This is a genomic window from Pseudohongiella sp. SYSU M77423 (assembly GCF_029911965.1).
In the GTDB taxonomy this organism is placed as follows: Bacteria; Pseudomonadota; Gammaproteobacteria; order Pseudomonadales; family Pseudohongiellaceae; genus Pseudohongiella.
Window position 1 is genome coordinate 159,636 of sequence record NZ_JARYTH010000004.1, and the last position, 16,366, is coordinate 176,001.

The 16,366-nt window shown below is 55.4% G+C and carries 14 protein-coding genes; 3 read left to right on the forward strand and 11 right to left on the reverse strand.

Going from position 1 to position 16,366, the window contains the following annotated elements:
* Positions 1-160 precede the first annotated feature (160 nt).
* The 7 genes from QGM61_RS10355 to QGM61_RS10385 all read right to left on the reverse strand — a co-directional run bounded on the left by QGM61_RS10355 (position 161) and on the right by QGM61_RS10385 (position 8,310).
* A complete protein-coding gene (locus QGM61_RS10355; RefSeq protein WP_281132895.1) occupies positions 161-1,363 on the reverse strand; it encodes a type II secretion system F family protein in 1,203 nt (400 codons plus the stop codon).
* Entirely contained in the window at positions 1,360-2,850 is a 1,491-nt protein-coding gene (locus QGM61_RS10360; RefSeq protein WP_281132896.1) for a GspE/PulE family protein, read from the reverse strand. The genes QGM61_RS10355 and QGM61_RS10360 overlap by 4 nt, the downstream gene beginning before the upstream one ends.
* Positions 2,850-3,437, reverse strand: coding sequence for a type II secretion system protein GspM (gene gspM / locus QGM61_RS10365; protein WP_281132897.1), 588 nt, complete (start codon positions 3,435-3,437; stop codon positions 2,850-2,852). The genes QGM61_RS10360 and gspM overlap by 1 nt, the downstream gene beginning before the upstream one ends.
* Positions 3,434-4,702, reverse strand: a complete 1,269-nt coding sequence (locus QGM61_RS10370) for a PilN domain-containing protein (protein WP_281132898.1) — start codon at positions 4,700-4,702, stop codon at positions 3,434-3,436. The genes gspM and QGM61_RS10370 overlap by 4 nt, the downstream gene beginning before the upstream one ends.
* A gap of 91 nt (positions 4,703-4,793) precedes the next feature.
* On the reverse strand, positions 4,794-6,890 hold the full coding sequence (locus QGM61_RS10375) for a GGDEF domain-containing protein (protein WP_281132899.1): 2,097 nt from the start codon (positions 6,888-6,890) through the stop codon (positions 4,794-4,796).
* Between the two features lie 53 nt (positions 6,891-6,943).
* The gene (locus QGM61_RS10380) at positions 6,944-7,588 is read right to left on the reverse strand and encodes a thiol:disulfide interchange protein DsbA/DsbL (protein ID WP_281132900.1); all 645 of its coding nucleotides are present in this window, start codon (positions 7,586-7,588) and stop codon (positions 6,944-6,946) included.
* Positions 7,589-7,698: 110 nt separating this feature from the next.
* Positions 7,699-8,310, reverse strand: coding sequence for a c-type cytochrome (locus tag QGM61_RS10385; protein WP_237132520.1), 612 nt, complete (start codon positions 8,308-8,310; stop codon positions 7,699-7,701).
* Between the two features lie 171 nt (positions 8,311-8,481).
* On the opposite strand from QGM61_RS10385, the gene yihA reads away from it, so the two are divergent.
* Positions 8,482-9,105, forward strand: coding sequence for a ribosome biogenesis GTP-binding protein YihA/YsxC (gene yihA / locus QGM61_RS10390; RefSeq protein WP_281132901.1), 624 nt, complete (start codon positions 8,482-8,484; stop codon positions 9,103-9,105).
* Here the strand turns inward: yihA and polA are convergent.
* Together polA and QGM61_RS10400 are read right to left on the reverse strand one after the other, a co-directional pair.
* On the reverse strand, positions 9,099-11,870 hold the full coding sequence (polA, locus tag QGM61_RS10395; protein ID WP_281132902.1) for a DNA polymerase I: 2,772 nt from the start codon (positions 11,868-11,870) through the stop codon (positions 9,099-9,101). The genes yihA and polA overlap by 7 nt on opposite strands.
* 137 nt (positions 11,871-12,007) lie before the next feature.
* Positions 12,008-12,940, reverse strand: coding sequence for a zinc ABC transporter substrate-binding protein (locus tag QGM61_RS10400; protein WP_237132523.1), 933 nt, complete (start codon positions 12,938-12,940; stop codon positions 12,008-12,010).
* 163 nt (positions 12,941-13,103) lie between these two features.
* Here QGM61_RS10400 and znuC point away from each other — a divergent pair, with 163 nt between their 5' ends.
* Together znuC and znuB are read left to right on the forward strand one after the other, a co-directional pair.
* On the forward strand, positions 13,104-13,871 hold the full coding sequence (gene znuC / locus QGM61_RS10405; protein WP_281132903.1) for a zinc ABC transporter ATP-binding protein ZnuC: 768 nt from the start codon (positions 13,104-13,106) through the stop codon (positions 13,869-13,871).
* On the forward strand, positions 13,864-14,652 hold the full coding sequence (gene znuB / locus QGM61_RS10410) for a zinc ABC transporter permease subunit ZnuB (RefSeq protein WP_237132525.1): 789 nt from the start codon (positions 13,864-13,866) through the stop codon (positions 14,650-14,652). The genes znuC and znuB overlap by 8 nt, the downstream gene beginning before the upstream one ends.
* Here znuB and QGM61_RS10415 read toward each other — a convergent pair.
* Both QGM61_RS10415 and cyoE read right to left on the reverse strand, forming a co-directional pair.
* Positions 14,649-15,320 carry an SCO family protein gene (locus tag QGM61_RS10415; RefSeq protein WP_237132526.1) on the reverse strand — a complete coding sequence of 224 codons (672 nt, stop codon included), beginning with the start codon at positions 15,318-15,320 and terminating at the stop codon, positions 14,649-14,651. The two genes, znuB and QGM61_RS10415, sit on opposite strands and share 4 nt — an antisense overlap.
* A 33-nt stretch (positions 15,321-15,353) precedes the next feature.
* The gene (cyoE, locus tag QGM61_RS10420; RefSeq protein ID WP_237132527.1) at positions 15,354-16,259 is read right to left on the reverse strand and encodes a heme o synthase; all 906 of its coding nucleotides are present in this window, start codon (positions 16,257-16,259) and stop codon (positions 15,354-15,356) included.
* Positions 16,260-16,366: the final 107 nt, after the last annotated feature.

Below are 16,366 nucleotides of genomic sequence, written 5' to 3' on the forward strand. Positions count from 1 at the left end.
CTCGAATCGATACCAGCACATGAAGCCAGTCCGACTGCCAGACTCAGAGCCACTGTGCGCACGGTGAACTGTCGTAAGCTTATATTCACTTTCTGTCTCTCCTTGTGCCAGAAACCGTTCTGCTCTGGCTGCTCACAATATTGGCGATTTTGTCTGACTGTCAGAATTCCACCGCGTTCATGCTGAATACCGCAGACAACATCGTAATGGTGATTCCACCAACAGCGATGCCCAGTATCAATATCAATCCCGGTTGCAATGCTGCAACCAGTCTCGCCATCTGATTCTTTACGTTCTGGTCAAAAGTCTCTGCTGTTTGTACCAGAATGCTGCCTGTGCGCCCTGACTCTTCCCCTACGGCAACCAGCTGGTGCAGTAATGTCGGGAATGCCCCGGCCCGTTCAAGTGCAATACCAAGTCCACTGCCGCCACGTACGTCTTCTTCCACACGATGCAGTAAACGGCTGAGTTCAGTATTGCCAACAACCTCTCTGGAAACCCGAAGCGCGCGAATCAACGGAATGCCGGCACCCAGCAGTGCGCCAAGCGTACGCGCGAACACGGCGCACTCCCGATAAAGCAACAGTTTGCCCATTAGCGGTACACGTAACAGCAGGGCATCCTTGCGCAGTTTGCGTTGCGGATCACGATCCTGCAGCAACCACCAGTATATAAGTGCCACTACTCCCACTATCAGCAACCAGCCATAACTCTTGATGAAATCGCTCAGCGCAAGCAGGAATGCGGCCGACGCGGGCACTTCAGTGCCGGCGTCTTCAAACATGATTGCGAACTGCGGTATCACAAATACCAGCAGCAGGAAGACAGATATGATGCCAGTGATGAGCAGCACAATCGGGTACACCATGGCGGACACAATCGCCTGGCGATTCTTGGCGCTGGTCTCCAGAAAATCTGCCAGACCCGGCAACAGTTTATGCAGTATGCCGCCTTCTTCACCGGCGCGGACAATATTGATATACATTTTTGAGAACACATCGGGCCGCTGCTCCATGGCATCGGCCAGGCTCCTGCCTTCCTTTACGTCTTTGCGCATGGCCATGACCAGTTGCTGCATGGCCAATGACTCGGTAATGCCTTCCAGCAACCGCAGCGCCTTGTCCAGCGGCACGCGAGCCTCTGTCAGTGTGCGCAGGCCGTTTGTGAAATCCAGCACATCACTGGCGCGAATCTTTTTGCCGCGCCGACGGTCGGTGTTTTTCTCGGCCACTGCTTCAAGCTTTACCGGGATCAACTGGCGGCCCTGTAGCACGCGAACGGCATCACGTTCGGATTCAGCTGACAGCTGACCCGACTGAACATTGCCACTGGCATCACAGGCCTGGTAGTTGAAATTCATCATAGCCCACTGACCGCCCCGGCGCGCGTCACACGGACCACCTCTTCAGGGGTGGTGAGCCCGGCCGCCAGTTTCTCCAGCGCGTCTTCACGCAGTGTCTTCATTCCTTCGGCAATGGCCTGCTCACGAATGACATTGGCGTCAGAGCCCACTGCGATTTCATGACGGATGGCGTCGGACATGACCAGTAACTCATAAAGGCCGATTCGGCCACGGTAGCCGGTGCCACCGCATCGCTCACAACCCTGGCCTTTGCGGGCCATTGGATAGTCTGCGGCATCAACTTTAAGCACTGCGGCTTCATCAGCTGTCAATTCATGTGGCTGCCCGCAGTCAGGACAGATGCGTCGCACCAGGCGCTGGGCCTGGACGCAGAGCAGACTGGAGCTGATCAGATAGCCTTCCACACCCATGTCCTGCAGTCGCGTAATGGCGCCAGCTGCATCGTTGGTATGCAGTGTTGAAAAAACAAGGTGACCTGTCAGCGCCGACTCAATCGCAATCTCTGCGGTTTCATGGTCGCGGATTTCACCGACCATGATGACATCAGGGTCCTGCCGGACAATGGAGCGCAGACCGGCCGCAAAATTCAAGCCGATGGCGGCATTGGCCTGGATCTGTGTGATGCCTTCCATTTGATACTCCACCGGGTCTTCGACGGTGATGATCTTGGTGGTCTGGTCATTGATCTTTTCAAGCGTGGCGTAGAGTGTTGTGGTCTTGCCGCTACCGGTAGGACCGGTGATCAGTATCATGCCGTGAGGTTGATTAATCAGGCTCTGATAGCTGCGCAGGATATTCTCTGGCATACCCAACTGCTGAAGACTCACGGCCGTGTCACTGCGATCAAGGATACGCAACACGATGGACTCACCGTGCACGCCGGGCAGTGTAGAGACACGCATGTCGAGATGTTTGCTGCCCAGTTTGTAGTCAATGCGGCCATCCTGCGGCAGGCGTTTTTCGCCAATGTCCAGGCGAGCCATCAATTTCAGTCGCGATGCAACAGCGGTGGTGATTTTTACAGGCAGTCGCTCGATGCGATGCATGATGCCGTCAACGCGGCATCTGACTTCCAGGTGTTCTTCATTGGGCTCAAAGTGGATGTCACTGGCATTAATATCAAGGGCACGTGCAAACAGGTGATTGACCAGACGAATGATGGGTGCTTCGGAGGCTAGATCCTTCAGTTCTTCATCGTCCTCATAGCCGGAAACAAACACGTCATCGTTGCCGGTTTCAATATTCGGTGACAATTCTGCGCGCCAGTGGCGGATCAGCCGGCGAACTTCCTCTGCGCCAGCTTCGCGGAATGACACTTCTGCCTGCATGACAAACCGGATCTGGTGTCGCAGCTCGATATCAGGTGCCACCTCACACAGTAATACATGCGACTGACTGAAATCCTGCGCCGGTACGATGCCGGCAGGCTCAAGCAGTTGGCTGAAAACCGGCAGTGAGAGAGCTGGGTGCTGTTGAGTCTGTGCCATTACTCAGCCTCCCCGGTATCATTTTGTCGACTGAAACCGACAACGGTAATATCGCCAATAAACTGATTGCGTGCTCGGCGCATGCTAAAGTCCTGCACGGCCAGATACGGCCTGGACTGTTCGAGTACGCGCAGAAAATTCATGATGGATTGCTGATTGTCCATCACGAATGACAGACTCTGTTCCAGTTTGATCCAGTCACCACTGCTTTCGGTTTCTGCCAGCTCTGTCGATGTGATGTTTATGCCGGACTGTGTGGCATGCTGGCGTATCAGACGCTGAATGGACGCTGTCAGCATCGGTGCCGTGCCGGACTCAAACAGCATGTCATCCAGTCGCTCACGCTGTTCGTTGGTCTGTGCTGCTCGTGCCTGCCATTGCTCAGTCTCTTCCAGCAGGCGTTGTTCACGTTCAATATCGGTAAGCAGCTGTTCAATCTGTATAGAGCGATCCTGGTACATTGACTGCAGGGCTGGGATGCCATTGCTCAGCACCAGCAATAATGCAACGGCCAGCGCCAGTCGCAGAATATTGCGCTCCCTGTTATTCAGCGGCCGGCTGTTTAATGGGCGAAACTTACTGATCACCGTGCCTCCGGAAAGTACCATTCCTGATAGGCTGGAAAGTTTACATCCGCCAATCTGAGATCAATGTAGTAATTTTGATTGCTTGTGGCTCGCGCAAAATCCACTTCCGTAAACATGGGGTTCTGTTCCAGAGCCTCAAGCAGGTTTTGCGGGTCCTCACTTTGGCCTTCGAGACTGATGTAACCTGCCTCGATCTCGATGGACGTCAAGTAGCCGGGAGTGACGATCTGCTGCAGAGTTATCAGCACATCCTGCAGATTCTGCCTCGGGAACTCCGAGAGCACGCCCCATTGTGATTCAAAGTCACGCACGGTGGCCTGTGCCTCACGTGCCGGTTGCGATTGCTGCCGCAGGTTGTCGAGTCGCGACTCCAGGCGGCTGATCTGAAAGGTCTGAAACAGAAACGGCAGCAACACTAATGCAGCCACACCGGCTGCCAGTGCTGACAGAGTTGTGCGCCGCTTGCCTTTCGTGAATCGGCGCCTGGCCGCCAGTGCTGAAGGCGGATTCATCATGAAAGGCGCCAGGTGCTTTTCCAGAGCACCGTCTGCCGCTTTCTTGAGTGCTGCCAGACAGCTACTGGCATCGCTGACGTAATGAACTGGCCCGTTAGAATATTGCTTCAGCAGCTCATCCCATTCCTGCTGATAGGCATCCTCAGCAAGGTCCTGTGTACGAGTCTGCACAAATGCTTTCAGTTGTCCGCCAGTTGTCGCAACCAGGGCCGTATCCCGTCCATCCTGGTCGACAACTACAGCTCCCTCGTCTGCGATCAATCCCATGGCCAGGGCGCGGGGTGTGACGGCCGACAGAAACAGGGACTGATCCGCAAATGCTTTGAACAGTGCCTCCAGCTTCTGCTCCGGCATCCAAAGCGCCAGCACCGGATTCTCAGGATCAACAGCAAGGGCCAGGGGCTCCTCAAAGGCGGGCAGCATGCTCGTGCCCTGCAGCTTTAAAGCGGAACGGAGGGCATCAGGTGCAAGGCCCGGCAGATTCACACCAGTAGTGATAAAACCTGAAGGTGGCAGCAACAGGAGTATATTGGCTGCGGTATCATCATCCTCGTGAATCAGCTCTCGCGCGGCTGCGGCGAGTTCATCAGGATCTGAAGCGTCATTGACAGACTGACTGCGGCCGTCGGATACAAGGTACACCCTGTCCACATGCAGCATGAGCAGCGTATTGATATTTTTCAGCAATGCATCGCCGGTATGCTGGCGGCCCCAGGCACGCATTGTTTCCAGAAGCTCATCGAGGCCCATCGGGCTGTCCCTGTTGTTATTTACCCATTATCTGACGCAATACGGCAGCAGAAAGTTTGCTGGCAAGATGTTATCAGTTTGACAGGGGTATTCAACGAGGACGAATGACCCGGTTTCGACCAGACTGCTTGGCCTGGTAGAGGGACTGGTCCGCTCGGTCGAACAGTGTCTCGGGGGTGTCGTCGCGCTGGGCCGGAACTACGCCGATAGACACCGTAATTTCCACTTTCTCTTCGCGGAAATGAAAAGGTATCGCGCTGATCGCCTCACGCAGCCGATTGAGCGTGTATTCTGCATCAGGTGGACGGATATCAGGCAGCAGAATGACAAACTCCTCACCGCCGTAGCGGGCCACAAAATCCTGCTCGCGCAGGCGAGCGGCGATCTCACGAGCGATGATCTTCAGCACCTTGTCGCCGGCCAGATGACCGAAACTGTCATTGATGTTCTTGAAATGATCAACGTCCAGCACCGCCAGGCAGAGGGCGCGATCCTCCTGCAGACTTGGCCGGTCCGGCTGTCGCTGCCATTGGCCCAGCAAAACACGAATGCGCTCGTTGTAGGCACTACGGTTTGGCAATTCTGTCAGTGTGTCAGTGGCCGCCGCTGATTGCTGCCGCGACAGGTGCACGCGTAATTCGCGTGACTCGGACTCCAGCGCGGCAATACGCTCAATCAAGTCGCCCATTTCCTGCGTCGCTTCTGTGTGCTCACGACTCCGCTGGTGCTTGAACCCGTCCAGAGACTTCAGGATGCCATCAATCTGCGACTGTACCGATTGCCGCAGACCTGTGATGTCCAGAGAGTCATTCTGCACGGCCCGCGCGATATCTTCGACCTGTCCACGCACCTGAGAGTCCATCTCTGCGTCGCTTTCTGCACTGCTGACAGCCTGCGCTTTTGCATTATCGACAAACGCCTGAACCTGGGCGAGGCTTTCAGTAACATCGCTTAAAAATGTCTGAAACTCGGTACGCTGTTGATCTGCCGCTGTTCGCAGGATATGCAGTATCTCCTCCAGCACAGCGACAAAATCGTACCAGTTGAGACCTTTTAGAATATTGCGGCGCACGGCATCGACGATGGAATAAGACTCGGAGCTGATATGGATGGCTTCCAGAATTCTCAGCAGGATAGGTTCCACATGGCCGGCAATATAAGAAAAAGCTGGCTCAGACAGTCCGGAGCGATCGCGTACCAGTTCTCCCTCTATGCTGGCGTCGTCTTCCTCTTCTACCACGACTTCTGCCTGAACCTGCAGGTGAAGAGCATGGTCACGCTCGCGGTAACCATCCTGTTGAGCATTGGCGCCATTGGCAGTTGTACTTGAATCTGAGGGCTCATGGTCAGCTTGTGCCTGCAGACCATCGCTTTGCAGTTTAACTGCAGAGCCGTTAGCAGCCGCCGCCGCGCTATTCTGCTGTCTCTGCGCTTCCTGCGACTGACTGGTTTTGTGCATCGGTGCACTTTGCTGCGCTTGAAGGCTGTCATCCAGCTGAAGGGCTTCGCCACGGCTGCCAGTTCCCGACTCCTGGCCGTCAAGCGCATTGCTCACGATCTCGCCCGAAGGCGGCTCGGTGCTGGCATTAGTATCTGATGAGTCACTGCTGCCAAACATCCGTTTCCAGAAACCTGCTGACTGGCCAGAATCGTCTCCGCGAGCTGCCTGCTCACGCTTCTGTTCCTGCTCAATCATCGACTGCACGGCTTCGCGCAGAATATCAATAAACTGACGTATCAGGCCGGCATGTTGCTGTGTGTCATCAAGGCGCGCGGAGAGATTCTGGGAGAATTTCCTGAGTTGTCGACGGGTGGTTTTCGGCAGGGGTAGCTTGTCCAGCTCGGCTATGCTGCTGGCAAAGGCCTGCTGCAATGCCACATTACTGGCGTTTTTTTCATTGTCGAGTCGAATAATCGACTTCTCGATCTGCTCTAGCAGCAGCTCAAGTCCGACTTCCCGGTCATCATTTCGGAGGGTTTTTCGTAGTTCAGCCAGCTGACGATCCAGCTGCGGGGCATGACCATCGCCTGCCAGGCTGACACCCAGCAGGCCACGGCGCAAAAGCTTGATACGACTGTTGAGCAGCTTTTCACGCTGCTCCTGGTCTTCCAGCGCATCCAGAAACTTGCGTTTCCAGCGTTGCGCCTCGTCGCCGCCATTGTCATTGCCATAGTTGTGCTGTGGCATGTTTCAGTATCCAGAGAGTGGCCTTGAATACCTGAGGCGACCTGTCAATTGAATTACTGGGCGCTGCGCTCCTGTTCAACCAGGTAGTCAACGATGGCCAGCATGTCCTGCTGTGTGCGGACAGCTTCATTGGTCGTAACCAGATATTTGCCGTTAACAATCACGTTAGGTGTGCTGCGAATCTGGTAGTCAGACATTTTGCTTTCTGCCTGATTCACTTTAGTGCGCACCTGGAACGAGTTGAATGCCCGCGAGAATGCTTCTTCGTCCACGCCATGAGCGGCAAACAGTTCGGCCAGCTGGCGCTCATTTTGCAAGCGATTGCGCTGCAGATTGATGGCATCAAAGATCGGTCCATGTACTGTATCGACCACACCAAGGTTTTCTGCAGTGTAATAGGCCTGAGCGTGAATCTTCATCAGGTCGTTCCAGATGGCAGGGAAGCGCAGATAGTCTACGTCTTCAGGGGCGTTTTCGGCCCAGTGATCAACCAGGGGCTGAAAGCGGAAACAGTGGCCACAGCCATACCAGAACACTTCGAGCACTTCGATCTTATCCGCATCATTGGTGCGGACCGGCGCTGGCAGGGTTTCATAGTGGGTGCCGTCTACATAAAGAGCGGGCTGCGCCCAGACAGCAGAGGCCAGCAGACTCAGAACACTGGCGGTGATGGCGGCTTTCAGGAACTGCTTGATCATATCCTACTCCACATTGTTATCAGAGGTAGTCGGTACTTTAGGGATCGTTACTGTAACACCGATTAGAGCGCCTGCCGCCTTAATAAGGGCTGAACAGGCGCAATTTCGTCTTAGTTCAGGCCTGAGATGTAGCTGGACAGCGCTTCGATTTCGCGGTCAGTCAGACGCTCGGAGACATTACGCATCGGCATGGCGTCACCATCGTTGGTGCGATCACCGGCGCGGAAGGCCTTCATTTGCGATTCGATGTAGGCTGCGTGCTGGCCACCCAGGGCCGGGAATCCAGCCTGTGCCACACCACTGCCGTCAGGTGCATGACACGCCGAGCAGGCAGCAACACCCAGGTCAGCAATACCAGCACGGTAAATCTGCGCGCCCAGCTCGATCAATTCGGGGTCAGCACCAGCAAGGGTGATCTCCTGTGATGCGTAGAAGGCAGCGATATCTTCCAGATCCTGGTCGCTCATGTTGTCGAGCAGGCCTGTCATCAGCGGCACTTCGCGGGCACCTGATTTGATGTCTCGCAGCTGCTTGAGAGTGTAGCGCTCACCTTGGCCGGCCAGTTTGGGGTTGGAGCTGATTTCACTGTTGCCATCAGCGCCGTGACAGGCAGCACATACGGCGACTTTTTGCTCGCCGGCAGCGGCATCGCCATCAGCGTTGGCAGTCAGGCTGGCGCCAGCCATCAGCAAAGATGCCAGGGTAAATACTAATCTTTTCATGGATTGTCGAAGTTCCTGAACAGTTATAAATTCGGATGAGTCATGCGGCGGGAGAGTATAGCACAGCTGCCGTTATTGTGTACGACCATCATGGAATCTGCCTGCCTTCTGGATACGAGGCGCGGCGGAATTGCTGGCTCAGTATCGGTTCTGCCGGTAGAATGCCGCTCCATGAACTATCAAGCCGCCCAATTTGAAATAAGTGCCGCCAAGCTGCGCGACTGTCCGACCGACAGCGTGGCCGAGGTCGCATTCGCCGGCCGCTCCAATGCTGGCAAATCAAGCGCGATTAATACGCTGACGCGCCAGGGACAGCTGGCCCGTACCAGCAAAACCCCCGGCAGAACACAGCTTATCAACTATTTCAGGGTTGATCAGGGGCGATATCTGGTAGACCTGCCCGGCTATGGTTACGCCAAAGTACCGCTGAAAGTGAAGGACGACTGGCAGGTCCACCTGGAACACTACCTGAACGCCCGCGAGCCGCTGTTGGGACTGATACTGGTTACCGACATACGCCACGTGTTCAAGGATTTTGACCTGATGATGATCGACTGGGCACGGCAGAACCAGTTGCCTCTGCATGTTCTGCTGACCAAATCAGACAAACTCAAGCGCGGCGCCATTCAGGAAGCACTGATGAAGGCACGCAATGAGCTGGAAGGCATGGCCGATGCTAGTGTTCAGGCGTTTTCATCGCTGAAGCGGCAAGGCGTAGACATCCTGAGCCAGCGCCTTGACGGCTGGCTGGAACCGGCCGACGAAGCGCCAGCCGAGCCTGCCGTCGATCAGTGAGCCTGATCCCAGTTTTCACCGACACCGACATCAACCACCAGCGGCACGTCCAGTGACGCAGCGCTGACCATACGAAATCGCACTCCCTCTGTCAGCAAATCCACGTCCGCTTCTGCGACCTCAAAAATCAATTCGTCATGCACCTGAAGGACCAGCCTGGCGTCGAGAACGCCAGTCTGCAACCAGTGATCTATATCAACCATCGCCTGCTTGATAATGTCCGCGGCGGTTCCCTGCATGGGTGCATTGATCGCGGTGCGCTGGGCAGCCTTGCGCAGCATCCCGTTGCCTGCCTTGATGTCTGGCAGATACAGCCGTCGACCGAACAGGGTCTCCACATAGCCTTTTTCCTCGGCCAGTTCCCGGGTGCGCTCCATGTATTCCAGGACGCCGGGGTAGCGTTCAAAGTAACGGTCAACATAAAGCTGGGCATCGTGACGGTCGATTCCCAGTTGCCGCGCCAGGCCAAACGCTGACATGCCATAGATCAGGCCAAAGTTGATGGCCTTGGCGCGCCGCCGCTGCTCGCCAGTGACGTCGTCCACGCTCACCCCAAAGACTTCGGCAGCAGTTGCCCGATGTACATCCTGAGCATTGGCAAATGCGGTTACCAGACCCTTGTCCTGGGACAGATGCGCCATGATGCGCAGCTCGACTTGTGAGTAATCAGCTGCTACCAGTCGGTAACCCGGAGCCGCGATGAAGGCCTGACGGATTTTGCGCCCCTCGGTGCTGCGTATCGGAATGTTCTGCAGGTTGGGCTCTGTTGATGACAGTCGCCCTGTGGCCGCTACCGCCTGCTGAAATGTCGAATGGATACGGCGGGTGCTGCGGTTTATCTGCAGCGGCAGCTTTTCTGTGTAGGTTGATTTCAGTTTACTGAGCCCGCGATGCTCCATGATCATATTGGGCAGGTCGTACTCCAGCGCCAGCTCCTGCAACACGGCCTCGGCCGTGGAGGGCTGACCCTTGGGCGTCTTTTTCAGTACCGGCAGATTCATTTTTTCGTAAAGCACGGTCTGCAGCTGTTTCGGCGAACCCAGGTTAAAGGTCTCTCCGGCTTCCTTGTAGACCTGCTCCTCGAGCTCTGCCAGGCGCTCAGACAGTGCAGCTGACTGTTCGTGCAGCCGCTCCGGATCAACCGCAATACCGGTTCGTTCCATGCGTTGCAGAACCGGGCTCAGCGCCAGTTCAAAGTATCGATAAAGTCCCCATAGCTCACCAGTGCTTTCCAGCACGGCCTGCAATTTGTGGCGAAGCCGGAACGTCATGTCGGCGCGCGGCGCCAGCCAGTCAAGCGCGGCCTGCGGATCGCACTGACTGACCGGGAGTTTGTTTCGGCCCGAGCCGAGCAGGGCATCCAGCGACTTCAGCGACTGCTGCAGGTAGTAGTGACTGACATCTTCCAGGCTGTGATTGTTGGCCACCGAGTTCAAGACGTAAGAAGCCAGATGCGTGTCGAATCGCCAGCCTCGGACTGCAATGTCGTGATTCTGCATCAGATGAGCCAGACGTTTGCTGTCGTGTGCCACTTTGTGGATTGAGGGATCCTGCAGGACTGGTTTGAGCAATTGCAGACATTCCCGCCGATCGAGGTTGGATGCTGACTCAAGGCTGTCGTGGGCGAGGGGCAGATATACTGCCTGACCTGGCTCCCAGCTGAAGGCCAGTCCGATGACCTGGGCAGACATGAAGTGCTCATTAGCATCAAACAACGCAGCCACCGCGAATTGACCTGCGGATTTGATCGCCCCGATGGTACTTTTCAGAGCCTCAGTGTCCGCCAGTAACTCGTAATCCTGCCGCGAGGTCTCCAGCTCACTCAGATCAGGCCCATCGTTCTCGACAGGGTCGGTAACTCCCAGATCTTCACGCACGGCAGCCAGCTGCTCGGAGGAGACCTCTACACCCTGCGATTCCAGCTCCTTGGTCCAGGTCTTGAATTCGAATTCACTGAACAGCGCCATCAGCTGCGTCTGGTCCGGCTCTTCGGGGATCAGCTCACTGATGGAAATATCCAGGGACACATCCAGTTTAATGGTGGCCAGCTCGTAGGACAGACGCAACTGTTCGATGTTATCTCGCAGCTTTTCGCCGATCTTGCCGCCAATTTTGTCGGCGTTTTCAATAATGGCATCCATGGATCCGTATTCCTGCAGCCATTTCACCGCAGTCTTTGGCCCGACCCCTGGTACACCCGGTATGTTGTCTACCTTGTCGCCCGTCAACGCGAGAAAGTCGACTATTCGCTCTGGTGGCAGGCTGAACTTTTTGTTGACCCCTTCAATATCAAGCCGCTCATTCGTCATTGTATTGATCAGCGTGACGTGATCACTTACTAACTGGGCGAGGTCTTTATCGCCGGTAGATACCAGTGTCTCCCGTCGCTGTGTGGTCGCCTGACAGGCCAGGGTACCGATTACATCATCGGCTTCAACATCCGGGATCACCAACAGCGGCAGACCCATGGCTTTGATGATGTGGTGGATCGGCTCGATCTGACTGCGCAGCTCATCGGGCATTGGTGGGCGATGCGCTTTATATTCTTTGTAGATCTCATTACGAAAGGTGTCGCCCTTGGCGTCAAACACAACAGCAATGGGGCTTTCCGGATACTCTTTCTGGAGACTGCGAATCATGCTGATGACGCCCTTTATGGCGCCAGTCGGCTGGCCTTTGCTGCTGACCAGAGGCGGCAGGGCGTGATAGGCCCGGAAAAGATACGAAGATCCGTCAATGAGGATTAGAGGGCTGACTGATGTCATGGCGTGGGACGTCCGCTGTGCTTGGCAGGCGGTTGAAAAACTATCTCGGCTTTGGCTTCCTGCGTCGCTCTACCTCCTGCATCCATGCAGTCGTACGTTGCCAATGCCTTGATTACGTTTTTCAGCCGCCTTTTTGGTTAGTTTGATGAAACCTGACACCGCTTGAAGGCATTGGCAAGGTTTTCCATCAAGTTTACATAAGCCCGGGGGCCGGAGGTCAAGGCCTGTCCCGTGGTATCTGCCTGAATACGGTTGACCGGCTGATTGCCAAGCAGTGTATTCACGGTGCTGGCCTGCGCCGTGACATCTTCCAGTACGCAGGTCAGCGGACGCTCTTCAATGGCTCTGCGAACCGCCAGCATGTGGCGCACACCTGGCTGAAGCTCCTCGCTCTCCACAAATACCAGCTGATGACTCAGGTTGAACTGGCGCTCAAAATACTGGAAGGCGTTGTGATACACCGCATAATCCGTGCTTTGCAACGGCATCAGATCGGCCTTAAGACGGTCTCTCAGAGAGATCAGCTGTTGTGAAAAGCTGGCCAGATTATGCTGGTAACGACCTGCATTGACTGGGTCCAGAGCAGACAGTTTGCTCACCATGGCCTGGGCAATCAACAATGCATTGTCCGTATCCAGCCAGATGTGAGGGTCGATGCTGTGACCCTGCTTGTGTTGATGACCTGCATGGTCACCCTGCTGCGGAATGAGGATTTCGACATTGTCGTGTTCGTCGTATCCGGCGTGATGCACTGTCAGGCCCGGCAGGGCGAGCACTTCAACAGTTTCAGTGTCTCGTTCGGCGAGAGTGTCTGCCAGCCAGGTTTCCAGTTCCGGACCCACCCAGACCAGCAGATTGGCCGTGCTGATGGCGCGAACAGTGGAGGGTTTCATGACAAAGTGGTGATAGGATTGATTGGCAGGAATCAGCACCGCCGGCTCTGAAACACCATCGGTAACCGCATGGGCGATCAGTTGCAGTGGCTTGATACTGGTAACAACGGTAACCTGCGCCGCTGCGACATGGCTGAGCATCAGTGTAAGACTGACTGCCAGAATCGTTCGTAACATTGGGATCATCTGTCATCAAAAGAAATGCTATCATATACCATTTTGCGCGAAAGCTCCATCATCGCCCTCCCACGTGCCAGTATCCTGCAGTTGGTGAAGATGTCAGCCAAGGGCCTGAATTAAATGATCAATGCAGCCGCCACGGGTAGTTCAAGGATTTCATATGAGCCATGAAACATTAGTTGAAGCCAGGGATGTAAGCCTCAGCCTGGGTGGCCGAAAAATTCTGGATCGTGTGAATCTGACACTCACCAAGGGCAAGCTCCTGACACTGATTGGTCCCAACGGCGCCGGCAAAACCACACTGGTAAGAATCGTGCTGGGGTTGATGCAGGGAGAATCGGGCAAGCTGGTGCGCAAACCCGGTCTGCGCATTGGTTATATGCCGCAGAAAGTATTTGTCGAACCCACCCTGCCTCTGACCGTCGAACGCTTTATCCAGCTCGGCGCTCGCGGACAGAAGGTGGTCGCGGCCAACAAGGTGCTGGACGAGGTCAAAGTAGGGCACCTGCTCAGACAACAGGTTTCCGCGCTGTCCGGTGGGGAAATGCAGCGCGTTCTGCTGGCGCGCGCGTTAAGCCACTCGCCAGATCTGCTGGTGCTTGATGAGCCGGCCCAGGGCGTCGACATTAATGGTCAGACGGAGCTGTACGAATTGATCAACACCATTCGTGAGCGGCACCATTGCGGAGTGATGATGGTCTCTCATGACCTGCACCTGGTCATGGCCGCCACCGACGAAGTCATCTGTCTGAACCAGCACATATGCTGTCATGGCAAACCTGAACATGTGAGCAATGATCCGGCCTACCTGGCGCTATTCGGCAAGAGACAGGCAGCCACACTGGCAGTTTATACTCACCACCACAACCATGATCACGATATCGCTGGCGATGTCATCAAGCCAAAGGACGGCCACCGCCATGTATGATTTTATCATTTACGCCGTTATCGCCGGGCTTCTGATAGCCGCGCTGGCAGGGCCGCTTGGGTGCTTTGTAGTCTGGCGCCGCATGTCCTACTTTGGCGATACCCTGGCGCATTCGTCGCTGCTCGGTGTTGCTCTGGCCATCGTCGCCAGTATTAATCTGCAGCTTGCCATCATTATCAGCTGCGCCGTGTTTGCGGCGATTCTGCTGCTGCTGGAAAAAAGGCAAATGCTTGCCACTGACACACTGCTAGGCATCATCGCCCACAGCACGCTGGCGTTCGGCCTGCTGATTCTGTCACTGTCGGACATGGTGCAGGTGAATCTGATGGCGTTTCTGTTCGGCGACCTGCTGACCATTACGCAACAGGATCTTATCTGGATAGTCGCTACCTGCGTGGTGCTGGCGGGGCTTCTGTATCACTTCTGGGGAGAGTTCCTGGCGCTTACCGTTCATAAAGAGCTGGCCATCGTCGAAGGTCTGCCAGTAGAACGGCTTTATGCACTGCTGGTGCTGATGATTGCGATGCTGATCGCAGTGGCCATGAAAATCGTGGGTGTTCTGCTGATCACTTCCTTGCTCATCATTCCGGCCGCTGCCGCCAGACGACTGGCCAGCACGCCGGAACAGATGGCACTCGGCGCCGCAATAATCGGCTGCCTCGCCGTGGCAGGCGGTGTCACGCTGTCTTTCTATCTGGACACACCGGCAGGCCCTTCGATTGTAGCCTGCGCATGTGTTTGCTTCCTGCTTATTTACGCCCGTCCGGTAACGCGCGTTTAAAGCGTGTTGCGGATGATCCGGTAGGTTTCGCTGATCTGGTCCCGCTTGATATTCGGCTCCAGGAAACCGCGGTAGCGGCCCTCAGGATCAATCAGCAGGATGTTGCCGCTGTGGTCAACCATAAAGTTTTGTGGCTGACCTCCATCCGGCGCTGGCACCGGCATGATTCCATGCGCAATAAAAAGCTCGCTGGCCAGTTGTGATACCTGGCGATACTCTCCATTGAGACCCAGAAAATCCTCATGGTAGGCCTGCATGAAGTCTGCGATTTTTGCGGTGTCGTCACGGAAGGGGTCAACACTGATCATGACCACTTGTGTGTCATCCTGCAGGGGGTCACCTTCCAGATCATTATAGAAGCCAGTCAGCTCAAACATGGTCAGAGGGCAGATATCGGGACAGTTGGTGAAACCAAAAAACACCATGGTCCAGTTGCCTTGCAGAGACTCCTCTGTGAAAGGCTGACCGTAGTGATCTACCAGGTCAAACTCACTGATGGCCACAGGCGCTTCATAAATCATCGCGCCCATCTCACGCAGCTCTTCTGCAGAAACCTGCTCCTGCTGAGCTGAGCGATTGTTATCAGCGTACCGTGCATAGGTCATGTAAAAAACGATAACCACCCAGACAAGGCACAGAATGAGGGTCAGTTTTACGCCTTTTTTCATAATTTACTGCCTGCTATGAAAAGTTTGCGAAAGTCAGATCGTGATGTAGTGATCAAGCAAAAGAACCGGGAACAGCACCATCAGATAGATGATGGAGTATTTGAAAGTATCCATGGCCGTTGATGGCTTGGGCCGGAACATCAGCAGCAGCGACCAGATCAGGAAGCCAACGCCGAGGACCACTGCGGCAAGCAGATAGAGCAGACCACTCATGCCAATCAGCCAGGGGAGGATGCTGACCAGCAACAGGATAATGGTGTAGAGAATAATGTGGATCTTGGTGAGATGTTCGCCATGGGTGACAGGCAGCATGGGGATGCCCGTCTTGGCGTACTCATCCTTGCGGTATATGGCCAGCGCCCAGAAGTGCGGTGGCGTCCAGGCAAAGATGATCAGCACCAGAATCAATGCACCGGGCTCAATGGTGCCGGTCACTGCGGCCCAGCCAAGCAGGGGGGGCATGGCGCCTGACAGGCCGCCGATGACAATGTTCTGGGGTGTTGCACGCTTCAGGTAACCGGTGTAGATGAAGGCATAACCAATAAAAGAAGCCAGCGTCAGCCAGGCGCTCAGCGGGTTGACCCAGATCAGCATGATCGCCATGCCGGCTATGCCAATGATCGCTGCAAACCAGGCGGCCTGCCGCGGAGCAACACGACCCTGCGGCATGGGGCGGTTGATGGTTCGGCGCATGACAGCGTCAACCTTACGGTCGATCAGGTGGTTAACCACGGCGCCGGAGCCGGCAACCAGCGCAATGCCGATATTGCCGAGTATCAGGATGTCCAGCGGCACCATGCCTGGCACCGCCAGAAACATGCCAACCAGGGAGGTCAGAATCATCAACATGACCACCCGCGGCTTGCACATTTCATAATAGTCGCGCCAGCTTGCGGTCTGATTGTGCGTCAGTTCTGTCACGGAGATCTCTCTCTGCATACACCTGCGCCACGGACTTCGGGCGGGCATGTCTACTGTGAATTTATCGGGGGTTGGCTATTGTAACGTAAATCAGTCTACGATAGAAAAAACAAGACAAATTATTT